At 55.9% G+C, this 17,342-nt stretch carries 14 protein-coding genes; 3 read left to right on the top strand and 11 right to left on the bottom strand.

Annotated elements, in window-relative coordinates; all coding sequences use genetic code 11:
• Position 1 precedes the first annotated feature (1 nt).
• The 3 genes from OEV49_03020 to OEV49_03010 are packed head-to-tail and all read right to left on the bottom strand — an operon-like array spanning position 2 to position 2,006.
• Positions 2-757: an ABC transporter ATP-binding protein gene (locus tag OEV49_03020; GenBank protein MDH3890031.1), complete on the bottom strand. Its 756-nt coding sequence runs from the start codon at positions 755-757 to the stop codon at positions 2-4.
• Positions 750-1,685 carry a zinc ABC transporter substrate-binding protein gene (locus tag OEV49_03015; GenBank protein MDH3890030.1) on the bottom strand — a complete coding sequence of 312 codons (936 nt, stop codon included), beginning with the start codon at positions 1,683-1,685 and terminating at the stop codon, positions 750-752. Before OEV49_03015 ends, OEV49_03020 begins: the two co-directional genes overlap by 8 nt.
• A 3-nt stretch (positions 1,686-1,688) precedes the next feature.
• Entirely contained in the window at positions 1,689-2,006 is a 318-nt protein-coding gene (locus OEV49_03010) for a CopG family transcriptional regulator (protein MDH3890029.1), read from the bottom strand.
• 206 nt (positions 2,007-2,212) lie between these two features.
• On the opposite strand from OEV49_03010, the gene amrB reads away from it, so the two are divergent.
• Complete coding sequence (amrB, locus tag OEV49_03005; GenBank protein ID MDH3890028.1) at positions 2,213-3,712, top strand: AmmeMemoRadiSam system protein B; 1,500 nt, start codon at positions 2,213-2,215, stop codon at positions 3,710-3,712.
• A gap of 10 nt (positions 3,713-3,722) precedes the next feature.
• Here the strand turns inward: amrB and cysE are convergent, their stop codons facing one another.
• Complete coding sequence (gene cysE / locus OEV49_03000; protein MDH3890027.1) at positions 3,723-4,298, bottom strand: serine O-acetyltransferase; 576 nt, start codon at positions 4,296-4,298, stop codon at positions 3,723-3,725.
• Positions 4,299-4,340: 42 nt separating this feature from the next.
• Complete coding sequence (cysK, locus tag OEV49_02995; protein MDH3890026.1) at positions 4,341-5,261, bottom strand: cysteine synthase A; 921 nt, start codon at positions 5,259-5,261, stop codon at positions 4,341-4,343.
• Positions 5,262-5,693: 432 nt separating this feature from the next.
• Between cysK and OEV49_02990 the strand changes: the two genes are divergently transcribed.
• Positions 5,694-7,238 carry a TldD/PmbA family protein gene (locus OEV49_02990; GenBank protein ID MDH3890025.1) on the top strand — a complete coding sequence of 515 codons (1,545 nt, stop codon included), beginning with the start codon at positions 5,694-5,696 and terminating at the stop codon, positions 7,236-7,238.
• Positions 7,239-7,277: 39 nt separating this feature from the next.
• Entirely contained in the window at positions 7,278-8,600 is a 1,323-nt protein-coding gene (locus tag OEV49_02985) for a TldD/PmbA family protein (GenBank protein MDH3890024.1), read from the top strand.
• A 153-nt stretch (positions 8,601-8,753) separates the two neighbouring features.
• Here the strand turns inward: OEV49_02985 and hgcB are convergent, their stop codons facing one another.
• The 6 genes from hgcB to OEV49_02955 form a co-directional block, all read right to left on the bottom strand.
• Complete coding sequence (gene hgcB, locus OEV49_02980) at positions 8,754-9,050, bottom strand: mercury methylation ferredoxin HgcB (protein MDH3890023.1); 297 nt, start codon at positions 9,048-9,050, stop codon at positions 8,754-8,756.
• Positions 9,051-9,089: 39 nt separating this feature from the next.
• Positions 9,090-10,256, bottom strand: coding sequence for a mercury methylation corrinoid protein HgcA (gene hgcA, locus OEV49_02975; GenBank protein MDH3890022.1), 1,167 nt, complete (start codon positions 10,254-10,256; stop codon positions 9,090-9,092).
• A 72-nt stretch (positions 10,257-10,328) separates the two neighbouring features.
• Entirely contained in the window at positions 10,329-11,033 is a 705-nt protein-coding gene (locus OEV49_02970; protein MDH3890021.1) for a hypothetical protein, read from the bottom strand.
• Positions 11,033-11,737: a hypothetical protein gene (locus OEV49_02965; GenBank protein MDH3890020.1), complete on the bottom strand. Its 705-nt coding sequence runs from the start codon at positions 11,735-11,737 to the stop codon at positions 11,033-11,035. The genes OEV49_02970 and OEV49_02965 overlap by 1 nt, the downstream gene beginning before the upstream one ends.
• Positions 11,706-12,062: a metalloregulator ArsR/SmtB family transcription factor gene (locus OEV49_02960; GenBank protein ID MDH3890019.1), complete on the bottom strand. Its 357-nt coding sequence runs from the start codon at positions 12,060-12,062 to the stop codon at positions 11,706-11,708. The genes OEV49_02965 and OEV49_02960 overlap by 32 nt, the downstream gene beginning before the upstream one ends.
• A gap of 152 nt (positions 12,063-12,214) precedes the next feature.
• Positions 12,215-17,311, bottom strand: a complete 5,097-nt coding sequence (locus OEV49_02955; protein ID MDH3890018.1) for a PKD domain-containing protein — start codon at positions 17,309-17,311, stop codon at positions 12,215-12,217.
• Positions 17,312-17,342 lie beyond the last annotated feature (31 nt).

The following is a 17,342-nucleotide window of genomic DNA, read 5'->3' as shown; positions in this document are numbered from 1 at the left end:
CTCAATCACCTACCTCATAATGCCGGTCGTGGCGGACAATGCGCAGGTCCCTTCCGCGATACCATTCACCCATCTTCTCGGCGCTGACCTCGCCGGTGGGATGAATCTCGACTGTCCGATTGACACATACCACGTGTTTCACGAAGCGGCTGACAAAAGCAGGATCGTGCGACACCATCACAACGGTCAAGGAGCCACGAAGACGTTCCAGTAGTTTATAGAATTCCCGTTGCAGTACTTGATCGATGTTGGCCGTGGGTTCGTCCAGGATCAGCAGGTCCGGTTGACAGACCAAGGCTCTCGCGATGAACATCCGGCGCTGTTGGCCTCCTGAAAGTTCGGAGAACAGAAGCTGCGACTGCTCGGACAAGCCTACTTGTTCGATAGCGCGTTCGGCCGCCCTTTGATCCGCTCGACCGTGGCGCCCCCGCCATCCCTTGCCGCCCAGCCTGCCCATCAGAACGACATCCATGACCGTTACCGGAAAACGTTGGTCCAGCGACACATGTTGCGGCATGTAGCCGATACGCTCCCGGACCGTTTTCGGCGCTTGCCCGAAGAGCTGCACCTTACCGACCGAAGGCGCCAGCAGGCCGAGGATGAGTTTCAACAAAGTTGTCTTACCGCCGCCATTGGGTCCCACAATCCAGCAAAACTCATTGGAGGATACTGTTAGATCGACCCGATCCAACACCAACCGATCGCCATAAGAAAACGAGAGATTCTCAATAGCTATGGCCCGACCATCGTTAGTCATTGACTTCTCCGCCGCCGAGGATTCGCGAGAGCTTGGCCGCAATATCCATCATATTCGCAAGGTAATCTCCCGACAACGGATCCAGTTCTATCACCTCACCGCCGATGGCCTCGGCTATCGTTTCCGCCGATCTGCGGGTAAACTGCCGCTGCACAATTACAGCTTTTACTCCTGCGGCTCTGGCTTGATCTATTAACCTGGTCAATTGGGCCGGTCCCGGCTCTTTGCCGTCGACTTCAACCGCCACTTGGGTGAGGCCGTAAGCCTGGGCAAAGTGACCGTAGGCCGGATGAAAAACAAAAAAGCTCTTACCCTTTGCCGGTTCCAACTTCCGCCTGATGGCTGCATCCAGGCTGTCCAGATCGTTGAGCAGTGCATTGAGACTGTCCTGGAGATCACGCCGTTGCATAGGAAGTAAACCATGTAGGCTCGTATGAACCGTTTTTGCCATTGTCTTCACCTTAATCGGGTCCAACCAAACATGCGGATCGGGGCCACGATGATCGTGACCGTGGCCAGAGTGATCGTGCAGGTGTTCAGTAACCTGGTCGTATGATCGCAAGCCGGCGCGCATGTCCACCACTGTCAGATCATCATGCATAGTTTGAATCTTCGGCAACAAAGCCGCCTCGAAAGGCACCCCCGTGTGGAAATACAAGTCGGCCTTTTGGAGTTTGACCATCTGCTGAGGAGTCGGTCCATAAGTGGCCGGCGACTGACCGGGGCCGACCAACACATGGACGTCGACATACCGACCGCCAACCCGCTTAACGATATAAGCCTGTGGCTCGATACTTACCACGACCCGAACCGGCTCAGTTTCGGTTGAACGCATTTCGAGTTGCGGGGCGGCGGTCACCAGTAGTGGCAGCACAAAAACAGCGATCAGCAGGGTCTTAAGGGTAGCACCCATTTGTGCAGACTTCATACGTCAACCCCCTACCGATGACCGTTTGCTCCGAGTCACCCGGTGTGCCGATTTACGCCGTGGTTGCTTGGCACAGACCAGGTGGAACTCATGACACTGTCGACACTCCCTGACCGTGTGGTCCTCGGCAAAAGTGTCCCAGTGTTTCTTCTGCTGAGCCGACAGCACACCGGTCCCTTTGCACAGCGGGCATGAACTTTCGAGCGCGGCGATAACAGCGTTCCTGATGAAACTTGAACGATTCGGGATGCCTGACATAGCCTTTCGCAAGGACTCATCGACTTTGAAACTGATCATCTCGGACTTGCCGGTAGTAGCCATAGTGAACTCTTCCTTTGTAACCCGTTGCCGCGTGCCTGGCCTTCAGGCAGCGTTTATTCGCACCCAGAGTATTACTTTGTATTACCCGTATGTCAAGGATATTTTACCTTTTCTTTCATGCCATCCGTGTTCTACGCCCTCTCAACATGACGCATGTACTTCAAATTGTCTTGACCGGCGGTGCGGTCAGTGCTATCCTAAAATAGATGCATAAGAATATTTTGACAATCGCGCTGGTATTGATCACGTTGACTGTGTACTCTCAGGCGCTCGGACTCGAACGGCCGCCGGTGGTGGCCGGGGCCTTTTATCCGGCCGACAGCACCAGCCTGGACTCGATGGTGCGGGATCATTTGCGGAGCGTGCGCGCCAGGCAGGATATTGACGGCGCCATTGTCGCTATGATCGTTCCGCACGCCGGACTGATTTACTCCGGCGCAATTGCGGCGCATTGCTACAAACTTCTCGAAGGTTCTGAGGTCAACAAGGTCGTTCTCTGCGGCCCGTCGCACCGGTATCCCTTTCAGGGGGCCTCAGTTTACGGCGCCGGCATAGAGTGGCGTACGCCGTTGGGACTGGTTTCGTGCGACGACGAACTTTGTGAGGCCGTGGTGAGGCATGATGGTGTCAACGTGGTCCCCGCCGCTCACAATCGCGAACACTCGCTGGAAGTCCAGCTACCATACCTGCAAACGGTCCTGCCGGGCGTCAGGATTGTCCCCATAGCGATCGGCCACCAAACGGAACGAGGAATCGGCACACTGGCCACCGCGCTTGAGAGTCTTGAGTATGATACTCAGACCATCATGGTGGCATCGACCGACTGGCAACACTACAGGCCGGTATCGGTGGGCGCACCGATGGACTCTTTGGGCATTGACTGCCTGCTTGATCTGGACCCCACTCGGTTAGCTTCTCTTTTGGCATCCGGAGAAGTCGAGATGTGTGGTGGCGGCGCGGCCGTGGCTGTCACCCGGGCGGCCATGGCCAAAGGAGCTAACCGTGCGCAACTGTTGCGGTATGGAGATTCCGGTGAACAGACCGGTGACAAAAAGTCGGTGGTCGGCTATGCCGCGATTGTGCTCTACCGGCAGCACGACAGTACAGAAAGGGCCGCATCCACAAGCAGCGATCAGGAGGAGCCATCCGTGAACCAAGAGGAACCATACCGGCTGAGTGACACGCACAAAAAGCGGTTGTTACAGATCGCTCGTCAGTCCATCGCGAGCTTCTTAAAGAGCGGCAAACTGCCAGCCTTCGAGGTACCGGACATCCTGGCTGAGCCGGGTGCTGCCTTCGTCACGCTTGAGAAGCAAGCGACGCTCCGTGGTTGTATCGGCTTTACTCACGCCGTCCAGCCGTTGTATCGCACGGTAGCGGAGTGTGCGGTTAAAGCGGCCATCCAGGATGATCGATTCTCTCCGGTGACAGCCGAGGAATTGCCCGATTTGCATATAGAGATTTCAGTTCTGACACCTATGGAAGAAGTCAAGTCGCTGGATGAGATCAAAATCGGCCGCGACGGGTTGATGATCGAACTGGGGCAGCGTCGAGGCTTGTTGCTTCCGCAGGTTGCGGTCGACAAGGGTTGGAACCGGACGGCTTTCCTTGAGAAGACCTGTTGGAAAGCCGGGCTTCCCGAAGAGGCCTACAAATCGCCGGAAGCGGTAATCTACCGATACCAGGCTCTGATCTTCGGCGAGTAAGGTCTGAGATTCAACCAAGACTCTCTTCGTGCAACAAGCGATCTATGGTTTTGGGCAGTTCTTCCTCCCGCTGTATCCCGTTTCTCTTGATGATGCGCGCCGGCGTTCCGACCACCGAACAGTTCGATGGAATGTCGCGCATTACCACGAAAGTGTTGGCGCCGATCTTGACATTGTCGCCCACTTCAATAGGTCCCAGCAGAGTCGCCCCGGTGCCTATGAATACATTGCTGCCTACCGTTGGATGCCTTTTGCCATGATGTTTGCCGGTGCCGCCGAGGGTTACGTTGTGAAAAAGAACGCAGTTGTCACCAATCACCGTGGTTTCGCCGATCACCACCCCGGCGCCGTGATCGACAAAAAAACCGCGCCCAATGGTCGCGCCTGGATGGATTTCAAGCCCGGTCACAAACCGCGACACTTGAGATAGCAGGCGCGGGACAAAGGGTATTCTCAGTTTCCACAATAAGTGGATCAACCTATGGGCCAGGGTAGCCTGGAATCCAGGATATAGCAGAAACTCGATGTTTCTGACGGCCGGATCGTTGCGATAGATCGCTCTGATGTCATCCAGAATAATGGACATTTAATCGTGCTGTCTCTCTGAGGGGTTTCCGTCGCCTTAAGACTATTCCAGATGCTCAAAGAGGGCGGTTGACAGATAGCGTTCGCCGGTGTCTGCGGTCACCGTGACGACGGTTTTGCCTTCACCCAATTTGGCCGCAACTTGCAGTGCAGCCCAAACGATAGCGCCTGAGGATATCCCGACCAGTATCCCTTCCTTGGCCGCCAGCGCGCGTGACGTGGAGAGAGCATCTTCGTTCTTGACCCTGACGACCTCGTCTACTACAGCGGCGTCATAATTCTTCGGAACAAACCCGGCGCCAATTCCCTGAATAGGGTGCGGACCGGGATCGCCGCCCGACAGCACCGGTGATGCGTCCGGCTCAACCGCAACCACCTGACAGCCATACTTGTCTTTCAATACCGCACCGGCGCCGGAAACGGTACCACCCGTCCCCACACCGGCCACGAAGGCATCCAGAGTCAGGCCGTCCAGATCGTTGATAATCTCTACTCCCGTTGTACGCTTGTGCACATCCGGGTTGGCCGGATTGCTGAATTGCTCCGGCTGGAAGAAACCTTCCTGTTCGGCCAGTTCGGCCGCTTTGGAGATAGCTCCCTTCATCCCTTCCGGGCCGGGAGTCAGAACGATTTTGGCTCCGAACATCTTCAGAATAGCCCGTCGTTCCACACTCATTGTCTCCGGCATGGTGAACACGCACGAATACCCTTTGGCCGCGGCGACCATAGCCAGAGCAATGCCGGTATTACCGGATGTCGGTTCGACGATAGTCACACCCGACTTGAGCTGACCGTCCTTTTCGGCGGCTTCAATCATGGAGACGCCAATCCTGTCTTTGACCGAACCGCACGGGTTGAAACTCTCCAGCTTGACATATAGCGTAGCCGAACCCGGCGACGTCAGCCGATTGATCCGGACAATGGGTGTCCGACCAACGGCCTCGGCAATGTTGTCAAATCGCATGTTTAATCTCCTTGGGCAATGATGTTCACTTCATTCTATAAGGGGCCGTGGCTGTCGATAGTTCCCCGCCATCATCGCGACATCATCGCGGTGAGCGTTTGGTAAGGTCATCGACGAACCTGGGCTGTCTGTGATGGTCGACCGGACGCCGCCATTATATGCCAATTGGCATCGATTTGCAACAGTCCGAACAACTATTGAGTTATCGACCGATAAGCCCGGGACTTTTGAGAAAACTAAGACACGGCCGATCCTATTTACTGTTGACAAATCGGTTTCAAAGTCTCATACTATTGCCATCAGGGGTGGCAGGCCGGCCCCGGGGGGAGCCAAAACGGCCGATCGGCGACGACGCACTTTTAACATTGCGCTTTACTGCTATGAAATTTCCGCCCGCACAATCTTCAGCAAGACAAAATAGAGGAGTATGCAATGGCTCAATGGACCCGACGAGACTTCGTAAAAACCGGTGCCATGGGACTGGCAATGGCCGGCGTGCCCATGTTTTTCAAGGGTAATCCGCTGGCGGCGTTCGCTGCGTTGCCACCGGGAGAGGGCGGCATCAACGCCTACCTGGAACATTTCACGGTTACCGAAGCCCAGATCCGTGAAGTTATGGCGGCTGCAATGGCCCATGGCGGTGATTATTGCGATGTATACTTCCAGCATGCTATCAGCAACACGGTGATCCTCGAAGATAATCTGGTCAGCCGGGCCTACTCCAACGTGGGAATGGGTGTCGGCATCAGAGTGATTGAGGACGACCGCATCGGCTATTCGTTCACCGAGGAGATTACGCCCAAGGCGATGAAACTGGCTGCTCGCACGGCGGCTAACATTGCGGGACAAGGGCAGTCTACACCGCCTTCGGATTTCTCTTTCGCCGGTATGCCGGATTATTATCCCATCGGCGTGTCATGGGAGAAAGTGGGCATCGACCAGAAAATCCCCCACCTGCAGACGCTGAACGAAAAGGTCTTCGCCCAGGACAAACGGGTTATCAAGTCGCAAGTGTACTTCCTGGACAATACCAGCTACATGATGGTGGCCACGTCCGACGGTCGGATTGCCTGTGACTATCAACCGATGACGCGGGTATTTGTAAGCTGCACAGCCGAGCAGAACGGTCAGCGCGAGCAAAGCGGGTACAACCTCGGTGGGCGTCATGGAATTGACTATTTCACTCCGGAACGGCTCGACCGGCTGGCTTCGACGGCGGTGCGACGCACCGTGGACCTTTTCGATGCCGTTAAGCCGGAGGCCGGCGAGATGCCGGTGGTGATGGCTCCCGGGTTTTCCGGTATTTTCCTCCACGAGGCAATCGGCCACGGCATGGAGGCGGACTTCAACCGCAAAGAGGTGTCCATCTACGCCGACAAAATCGGAAAACCGGTGGCCGAGAGTTTTGTCTCTATCGTTGACGATGGGACCAACCCGAATATGCGCGGCTCGATCAACGTCGATGACGAAGGCAACCAATCGGAAAAGACCTATATGGTACGCGACGGGATTCTCGAAAGCTATTTGCATGACCGCATAAGTTCCAAACACTATAAGCTCAAGCCCACCGGCAACGGGCGGCGACAGTCGTTCAGACACCAGCCGATGCCGCGGATGCGCAATACCTACATGCTGCCGGGACCACACAAGCCGGAGGAGATTGTCGAATCGGTCAAGAACGGCATCTACGCGGAAGCGTTCACCAACGGTGAGGTCTACATCGGAGCCGGAGATTATACTTTCTACGTCAAATCCGGTTACTTGATCGAGAACGGCAAGAAGACACGACCGATCAAAGATATCAATATCATTGGTAACGGCCCCGATAGTCTGACCAAGGTGACAATGGTCGCCGATGACATGGAGCTGATGGAGGGCGGCGGCACCTGTGGCAAGAACGGTCAGTCGGCGGCGGTGTCGTTCGGACTGCCTACTATCAAAGTGTCGTCGATCACAGTTGGTGGAGTCTCCTCCTGATGGACATATCAGACATGCAAAGCAAAGAAGGTTTAGACCATGAATAAAACAGAGACGTATGAACTGGCCGGCTGGATCGTTGCTCAAGCCAAAAAGGCCGGTGCCGATGAGGCTTCAGTGAATATCTCCAAGAGTCGGGATATCGAAATAGACTGTCGGGAGCGAAAAGTAGAGAAGCTGAAAGAGTCGACACAGAACTCGTTGAGCCTTTCTATCTATGCCAATAGCCGTTACTCCAATCATTCCACCAATGACCTGAGCAGGGCAGCCTTAGGCACCTTTGTCTCGGAAGCGGTGGCCATGACCAAGTATCTCTCCGAAGACCCTTTTCGGACTTTGCCCGAAGCCAAGTATTATCAAGGCCGCGAGACTCGCGACCTGCACATTTTTGATCCGTCCTATGAAGGACTTTCTTCAGACGCGCGTGTAGCCCTGGCGCGCGAAGTGGAGGATGCCGCGTTGGCCGAGAGCGATAAGATTATCTCGACCACGGCCAGTTTTTCCGACAGCTTCTTTGAAACCGTAAAAGTTCATAGCAACGGTTTCGAAGGGGACCGTATCGGTACTTCTTTTTCAATCGGCGCCGACGCGACGGTAAGAGGCAATGGCGATGCCCGACCTGAAGACTGGGATTGGCGCACGGTGCGTTTTCGCAAGGATCTACCGGCGGGTGAGGTGATCGGTAAACAGGCGGTTCAAAGAGCGCTTCGCAAAATCGGTCAGACCAAACTGGATTCCGGCCGCTACGACATGATTGTCGAGAATCGCGCCGGCAGTCGCCTGCTGGGGGCGCTGATCGGCCCCATGAACGCCAGGTCCCTCCAGCAAAAGCGCTCTTTCCTCGAAGGGAAACTCGGTCAAAAGATAGGCTCCGAGAAACTGACCATAATCGACGATCCCTTTATCGACTATGGTATGGGCTCCAGGTTGTACGATGGCGAAGGGATGGCCACCCGCAAAAGAGTCATGATAGACAAGGGTGTGCTTAAGTCCTACTATGTCGACACTTACTACGGCAAGAAACTCGGCATGGAACCTACCACCGGATCCACCAGCAATCTTGTGTTCGACTATGGAGACCAATCGCTTGACGAGATGGTGAAGGGCCTGCAACGAGGTATCCTGGTGACCAATTTTATCGGTGGCAATTCCAACGGAACCACCGGTGATTTTTCCTTCGGGATCATGGGTATTCTCATTGAAAACGGCGAGCCGGTAAAAGCTGTCAACGAGATGAATATCTCCGGCAATTCAACCGAGCTATGGAATCAGTTAGTTGCTTTGGGCAACGATGCCTACCCGTTCTCATCGTGGCGGCGGCCCAGCCTGTACTTCAAGGATGTTCAATTCGCCGGCGTTTGATTTCCTGGCGCTGGAATTGAAAACGATAAACACCGGACGGGTCACTGACTCGTCCGGTTTTCTTTGGCCGGCATTACCCGGAGGTTTGTTGGTCAACTCTCGTCGTCGTCATTGCCAGGGACGACGCAGCTGTCTCGGCCGGCAGTAATCGTGTCAGCAGCAACTGGACCCGGTCGTCCCGTCGCAGCTGGGTTCGGTACCGCGTATGGCTCCATAGATTATAGCCGCGGCACAGCCGACACCGGCGCCAACGGAGAGAGCGCCTTCTGAGCAGTTTTTGGCACAGGCACCGCATTCCATACAAGCATCGCGGTCATCGATTCGGGCGCGTTTGTCCACCATGACGAATACGGCATGAGGACACACTTCAAGGCACCGGCGACAACCGTTGCATTTGCTTTCATCCAACTCAAGCGTAACGACATTTGTCAGATATCGCAGTCCAGGCATCCGAATCTCCTACGCATTATTGTATTCACACCGACATCCTCACACAAAACGGGCCGCCACCCACAGTCCCAGACCCAGAACGGCGCCACCAAGCTGCAACGGTACGGCCACCCGCATCTCGCGGCGCACGCCGGACAGCGAAGTATAAGTAGAGGAACCGGTGAAATTCATCCCGATAAAACTTGCGACTGCCGGGATCAGAAGCGTCCAAGCGACTATATCGAAAACTCCCGGGACCGATTCAGTATATTTCCACAGTCCGAGGGCGGTCAGCAAAAGCATCAATAGACCGGCCATAGCACCCTTGAGGGCAAATGACCGACCGGGCAGCCACGGCAATAACACAGGCATCAGCGCAACACCGGCCAGGTAGCCGGACAGCGCCAACAGAACCGTTATCGGACCGACCACCAACATGCGATCAAGTGAGAACAAGTCGCGACCCAACCCTGATAGTATAAAAAACACTGCCGCTGCCGCCAGAAGGTATCCAAGTGACATCATCAGTTCCACCGGGATCAACACCAGCCGGTCCTGCCACGCAAAGTGAACAACGCGCATCTCATCGCTTGCCTTCATTCCGTTATCCAGAAACTGAGGCAGGTCACTTGCTCGTATGGGTCCATAGGTCACTCTGAAACCGATGCGATCTTTGACCTCGTGCGCACTTACACCGGGCCCGCCGAGCTGCGGCAGGATGAGTCGGCGGTGCGCCACGATCTCCTTCAGCCGTGTCATCTGGACCTGTTTCACGATCTCCTCGGTACCGAATGTCCCCTTCCCCGCCGCGCACCAGACGTTGATACCTTTGGTGTCCAGCACCAGGAGCCAGCCATTGCGACCGTGCAACTCAGCGCGCAAAGAGTCGAAACTCATTTTGTAATTGGCCGTAACGAAGACTTCGGAGGATTCATCAGGCCGCCCCACAGCATACAGCCCCGGAGCGATCAGATAGCTCATCCGTCCCATACCCCAGCGTGCTTTCCAGCGACCCAGTAGGTCGGTAAGCTTCAGCTTGGTCGGTACGCGCGGAATCTCCCCTACCGGCGTGGTTACGCAACCATCAGCTACTTTGGCGGTCAGACCCATCGGCGGTGGGCTACAGCATGATGGCGATGCGTCAAGCGTGTTCAACAAGGGCGGTGTGGTAGGGTCGGGATTGACTTCCGGGATGTTGTGCTCGTTGTGGGTTGAATCATCGTTCATGCTAACCGCTCATCAGTCTGTTCGCCGGTTCTCTGTTTTGTGTCATGGTTATCATTACCACACTGTCCGTCATTATGCCCACAGCAACAAGTAAAACCCTACGCCGATTAACAGCACACCTGCGCCGTACTTGATAGCCGGCGCGAATCTTTGTAACACCGAAGTCAGTTTGCCGAAACCATAACCCAGCCCAACCAGACCGGCCGCCAACGGCAGGCTGTAGCCAATAGCGAAGGCGCCAAGCAACAACGCACCCCACCACGTTTGTCCCTGTAGTGTGACGACGCCAAGAACCACCGGCAGGACCGGGTTGCATCCGACCGAGCAAGCGGTCGTGCCGCCGCCTAATGCCAAACCGTAGACTATAGCCTTGGTCGGCCCGGCTGATGATTGTAGAGCCACGCCCGAACCAAACGAAGGCAGAGCAAACGGCACCAGGTCAAGACTTACCACTCCGAAAAAGATCATCACCAGTCCGGCGAATACTTTCCAGTACACTCCCATAGCAGTTCCAATTGTCTGACTGACAAATCCTGTAATCGCTCCCAGCCCGGCCAGCGCAGCAATGGTTCCGATCATGAAGAATCCGCCACTGAGCAAAATGCTGCGACGGTTCTGTCCACCGCCTTCGGCGCCCGAGTAGCCGGCGATAGCAGCCAGCACCGGGAGACCGCAACAACTGCCCACCGCGCCAACCATCCCCAACAAAAATGCCGCCAACAAGACAGTGATGTCCAAAGTGGGCGTCTCGAGAACCTGCAGAATCCACTCCTGCATTAGTTAGCTCCTGCCGGGGGAGCACAGCCGGGACTGCCGGGCGCACACCCTGGCACCGGGGTGCTCGCTACCACGAAAGCACGAAGGAGTTTTAGCTCCGATATTTCATCGGGTGCAAGAAACGTGTAGGCGCCCTTACTTCCCAACGCGGCGAGGGTGGGGAACGACTCCACCCGGCCCAGTTGTACAAGTCCCACATAACCGGGCGAACCAGGAACGAAAGCGACCGGTTTGACCGTTTTCCCCTGGGCCCTGAGATTGTCTACCACCCTTTCAAGCTCGGCCGCAGCATTCTGTGCAGCATCGTTGTCCGATCCGGTTAGAAGCACGAAGGCTACCTCCACATCAGAAACCACGCCGGTCAAGACAGCAACAGCAACCGGAGAGATAGTACTATCCCCTCCGAGGCCGAATAGGCTGGGTGCACAGCCGCTGTTGGCCGTTGAACAGGGGGCAGCCGCCCCGGTTGGATCCGCAGGTTCGGTGGAATCTGAATTGTCGCGGATGATCGAATAACCGGCGGCCGCCACAGCCGCAACAAGCACCACACTTGCTACCAGAGTTTTCCCCCAGGAGCGGCCGGGCGGTTTGCCTGTGCCGTCTGTACAGCAACTGCTATCCGACGCCGTGCAATCACATGCCAAACTGGTGAGTGGTTTTTCTCCTTCGGTATCACCCTCTTGCCGATGTTCTGACTCTGTCATTCGTAGTAATCTCCTCAAAAAAACTTAGAAGTCGCTCAATAGCTCCGGCATCAATCGAACAATCCATCTTCTGACCGTTGCGCCTGACCTGAATAAGACCTGCCTGCTTGAGTTCCTTCAGGTGGTGGGACACCGTCGAAGCTGCAAGGTTCATACCCTTACTGATTTCACTTACACAGGCGCGCACCTCAGCATCGCTCTGACACGACACACCGGGGCCGCAATAGTCAATCAAGCGCAGCAAGAGCTGCAGCCTGTTGGTGTTCGACAAAGCTGCGAAAACCTGGGCCAGATCGGCTATCTGTTTTGTTCGATATTTCGACATCTATCGAATATATGGAACGACCGTGGCTTGTCAAGCCAATTCACTATGAAACTGGAGTTTTTTGTGCGGTTTCTACGTTTGGAGAGAATTTCGGCCAAAGAAAAAGGGGATGGCGAGCTATCACCATCCCCTTGTCAGATCAAAACGCCGGGTTACTTCATCAGCGTCATCTTTTTCGTTTGCGAGAAATTGGCTGAGTTGAGGCGGTACAGATAGACACCCGAAGCTACTCGCGTGCCTGAGTCATCGGCGCCGTTCCACTCAACCTCGTGCCAACCGTCTATCAGAGCGCCGTCGACCAGCGTGGCTACTCTCTGACCTACCAGATTGTAGACGACCAGTTCGACATGCTCGCTGACCGGCAGATTGAATCTGATCGTAGTCGACGGGTTGAACGGGTTCGGATAGTTCTGGGACAGACTGTAATCATCAGGCAGCGCCTCCGGAGAGCCGTCGGCATTGCCGGTCAAGCGTCCCAGTTGCACGATAGCACCGTGGCCCTGGTACTCAAGGTCCGGATACACGCGGTCGCCGTTGACCAGCACCGACAGTTTGTCCCCTTTCTCGGGGAGATTCTCGGTAGCTTCGTCAATCGATACCGATCCGTAAACCGGGGTGAGCATGAGCTTGGAGCCATCATAGACTCCGACGCCGCAGGCGGCACCGTCAGTGGTAACCAACTCAATGGTCGCGCCCGCAGCTAACTGGCGGTTGTCAACCTGAAGTGAACTACCGTAGACAGACATCCATTCGTTAGACAATCCAACATTGCTCTGGCCCGTGGCGTTATGATCGTTGCCGCCAACTGCGATCGGGTCGGAGCCGTTATATGTCAACATGTCGGCCGTCGTCGACTTGATCCAGTAACCAAACTGGGGCGCCATCTCGATCAAGTTGCTGACATACAACTTGCCGGGGATGTAGACCTGAGCCTCGCCGTCCCAGCCATAGGCAACGATTAAGTTTGCCAGTATCGAACTTAGCGCATCTTCTACCGGCAGGATTTCCTCCGGCCAATAACTGACCAGATTCCAGCCGCCGTAAATCGAGATGGCATCACCCGCCGGGATCTGGCCGCCACAGATCTCGAAAAAGACCGGGCTGTTCAAACGGAACCAGTATCCGAAGTGGTAGTCGACCTGCTGCAGGTTTGAGTACGGCGCCAGGCTGGGAACATAAGTCAGACCGCCTCGGTCAAACGAGAGGATGACATCGACCGAGCTTTCAAAACCGGCAATCAGGTTAGCGACATCGTCGCTGTAAGCTACATTCCACGATATCAGATGCCACCCGGCATCCAGATCGAACTGCAAACAGGTTTCGGTGCTGAACTCACACAGTAGCACGACGTCGCCGTTCTCATTCCAGATCAGCGGCGGATCAACGAAGACCTCATCACCATTGACAGTGAGAGAAATCTCGTCACCGGGGTCGGCGCCTTCATCCACTTCGGCCGTGAAAATGTCATCGGCGTATATGACCAGCAATCCGTAGGAGCCGTCTCCGGCGACCGATCCGATACCACACAGAACACCATCCGGATCATAAGCACGAATGACATCGCCTGGATTGAGCGGGAAGCCGTCAAGCATCGGTTCCGGACAATATATACTGATCCAGCGGTCGGTCGGGGTCACGCCGCCGACACTGACGGTGTGCGTAACTGTGCTTGTGCGACCGCAATCGTCGGTAACACTCAGTGTCACCACGTACTCACCCGGTTCGGCGTAGTTGTGCATCGGTTCGGCTTCCTCACTGGCGCCACCGTCTCCGAAGTCCCAATGGAACATCAAGGGTTCGGCACCAACGGAGCAATTCGAAAACGCGATTTGCATTGGTACACCGGTAGGGTTGGAGTCGAAACAGGCAATCGGCGCTTCGAGGAAGATAATCTCAACAACAACCGCGCAGGTGACGGTGCCGCATTCGTTGCCGGCCGTCACCACGAGGGTGTACGAACCATCAACCTCAGCGTCAAAGCAGAGCACGCCGTTGTTCCATGTCCCGCCGTCAACCTCGACGGTCGTGGCGTTGGCGATGGCCAGGTCGAAGCAGACTTGCTCCGGGCCACAGAGAACGATATCCATCGGCTCCGGACACTCTATCATCGGCGGATCAGTAACCCTTACTGTAACCGTGACATCACACGTTGTCTCACCGCAGTCACTGGTAGCAACAACGTGGAAGACGTGCGAGCCTGTTGCTTCAGCCGTGAAACACAACTGACCGTCGGCCCAGGTGGCGCCTTCGACCGTAACGCTGGTGGCGCCTCCGATTTCCAGTGGCACACAAATCTGGTCTCCGGCACATACAACATGGTCAAAGGGACCGGACGGACAGTCGATCACCGGCAAGGGAGTCACTTCGAGATTAACCATTACGTGACAAGTGGCCTCGCCACAGTCGTTGGTGGCCGTAACATCGAATTGAAGAGTACCGGTCGCGTTCGCCGTGAAACACAACTGGCCGTCTGCCCAGGTGGCTCCGCCATCAACCACGACATTGGTGGCGTTATCGATAGCCAAAGAAATGCAGACCTGATCTCCAGCGCAACCGTAAGCATCAACCGGGACGTCCGGACAGGCAATGGTGGGTGCGCCACCGGCTGCGACATTAACTGTTACATCGCACGTTGCCTCACCACAATCGTTGGTGGCTACAACGTGGAAGGCCATAGGACCGGTCGCGTCAGCCATGAAACACAACTGACCATTGGCCCAGGTGGCGCCTTCGACTGTGACGTTGGTAGCTCCCACTATCTCCAGCGGGACGCAGACCTCGGTACCGAGGCAAGCTGATACATCAATAGGTCCATCGGGACACGTGATAGTAGGTGGGTCAACGATTGTCACGTTGACGGTTACATCGCAGAACACTTCGCCGCACACGTTGGACGCTATGATATGGATCTGGTCAGGCCCGGCGACCTCAGCAATATAACAGAGTTGACCGTTCGACCAGGTACCTCCTTCGACCGAGACTTCGGCGCCGCCGGTGATTTCAAGAGGAATACAGACTTCGTCACCGGCACAGGCGGTCACGTCCCAGGCGGCAGTAGGACAATCGATCACGGGCCGGTCAATCACCACAACTCGCACAGTGACATGACAAGTCTCTTCGCCGCAATCGTTCGTCGCGGTAATATCAAACTGGAACGTACCGGTAGCGTTGGGAGTGAAGCATAGCTGGTTGTCGGCCCATGTCGCACCTTCAACCGACACATTGGTAGCATTGTCGATAGGAAGTGATATGCAAGCCTGATCTCCCGCACAAACCGACACGTCGATAATGGCCTGCGGACAGTCGATAGTCGGCCCAGCTCCCGCTGAGACAATGACCTCGACATCACAGGTCGCTTCGCCACAGTCGTTGGTGGCTACAACGTGGAACATCATGGGACCGGTAGCTTCGGCTGTAAAACACAATTGTCCATTGGCCCATGTCGCACCCTCGACTGTGACATTGGTAGCTCCAACTATCTCCAGCGGTACGCAAGCCTCCGTGCCCAGACAGACACTGACATCGATCGGCGCACTGGGACATGTAATCACAGGCGGGTCAGTAATCGTTACATTTACTGTAAAGTCGCAACGATCATCGGTGCATTCGTTGTCGGCAATCACTGTGAAGTTATGAGGTCCGGACTGATCCGCGGTGAAGCAGAGTTGTCCATCGGCCCAGCTTGCACCCTCGACAGTAACGCTGGTAGCACCGGTGATTTCCAACGGCACGCAAACTTCGTCACCGGCGCAAGCCGTAACGTCGAACGGTACGCTGGGGCAGGTGATCGCGGGCGGGTCGGTGATGGTTACGTTGACCGTAACGTCGCATTCGTCCTGTCCGCACTGGTTAGTGGCCACTACTGTAAAGGACATCGGACCAGACGCCCCAGCAGTGAAACACAGCTGTCCGTTCGCCCAGGTGGCGCCGTTGACAGAAACATCATCCGCGCCTGCGATGTCAAGAGGAATACAGACTTGATCACCGGCACAGGCCGTAACGTCGAACGGTACGCTGGGGCACGTTATCGCCGGCGGGTCGGTGAGAGTGACATTTACCGTTACATCGCAGATTGCCTCACCGCAATCGTTAGAGGCGACAACGTGGAAGTTGAGCGGACCCGACGCACTTGGCGTGAAGCAAAGCTGACCGCCCGACCATGTCGCTCCTTCGACAGTAACACTGGTAGCGCCGGTTATTTCCAAAGGCACGCACACTTCGTCACCGGCACAGGCATCCACACCAAAGGGGACACTGGGGCACGTAATCGCGGGAGCTTCACAATCGCCTAAGATTGTGAAACAGTGGGGGCCGTCCCAATTGGGGAATACATCCGGACCAGCCCACTTCCAGACGCCCGAGGGCGGATAGAAAGCAGAGTCGAGACAGATGTTCTTGCCATTGGCGCCGGCGTCGATGGGACCGATGTCTATGGTGTAGGCAATGTCGTCGAAGAAAGGCGTAAGACCGGTCGAGAAGAATCGGAAGCCAGCGAAACCGAGGGTATCGGCGTCGCAGCCGGTGATGGAAAACGGGTTGATGAAGAACCCGCCGTCGAATTGGGCCTTGCCGAGGGTGCCGGTAGTGTCGCCTACAGTTGTGCCCCAGCAAGCGCCATCAGGTGAAAACACTCGGAAACCATTGGCTACACCGCCGTGCGTATCGGCATCACCCTTCACCCGCAGATGAAAGGTCGCGCTTCCACCGGCAGGAAGCGTCCCGTCGGGATTCAAACCATCGACATGATCGAGGCAGATAGCCGGGGGATCACATGGCTCACCGCCGCCGCCGCCGAAATCATGTACCAGATTGAAGTCACCGCACGGACCGGGCAACGGCGTACCATTGGTGTTGACCCAACAGCCGAAGGCCGTGTCCGGATTCATCGGCAAGACTGCGTCGGCCGAGGCATCATACAGGGCAAAAGTAAAATTCTCCCCCGCGTTCATGCCTTCATCCACACCTCCGGTCAGCAGATCATCGCCGTAGATTGGAAGGTTGATGTAGGCCAGTCCGCCGTTAATGACGATACTTGTGGCTCCGGCACAATTGCCGTCGGCATCGAAGGCAGCGATGCAATCGGCCGCATCGGCCGGTACGCCGCCTATAGTAGCCTGTCCGACAAACACGCCGGACTCGGCTGTAGGTGTGAAGGTGAACGGTCCGCAGGTTTCCTGCGCGTTTACCGCCGTACACATCACCACCACGATTAGCAGAGTTGTCCAGAGTGGCGGGTTAGCAGTTTTCATCGTAGCTCCTCCTTTGAAGACCCGGGGTCGA

Source organism: Candidatus Zixiibacteriota bacterium, from assembly GCA_029860345.1.
Taxonomy (GTDB): domain Bacteria; phylum Zixibacteria; class MSB-5A5; order GN15; family FEB-12; genus JAJRTA01.
This window is presented reverse-complemented; position numbering and strand designations above follow the sequence as displayed.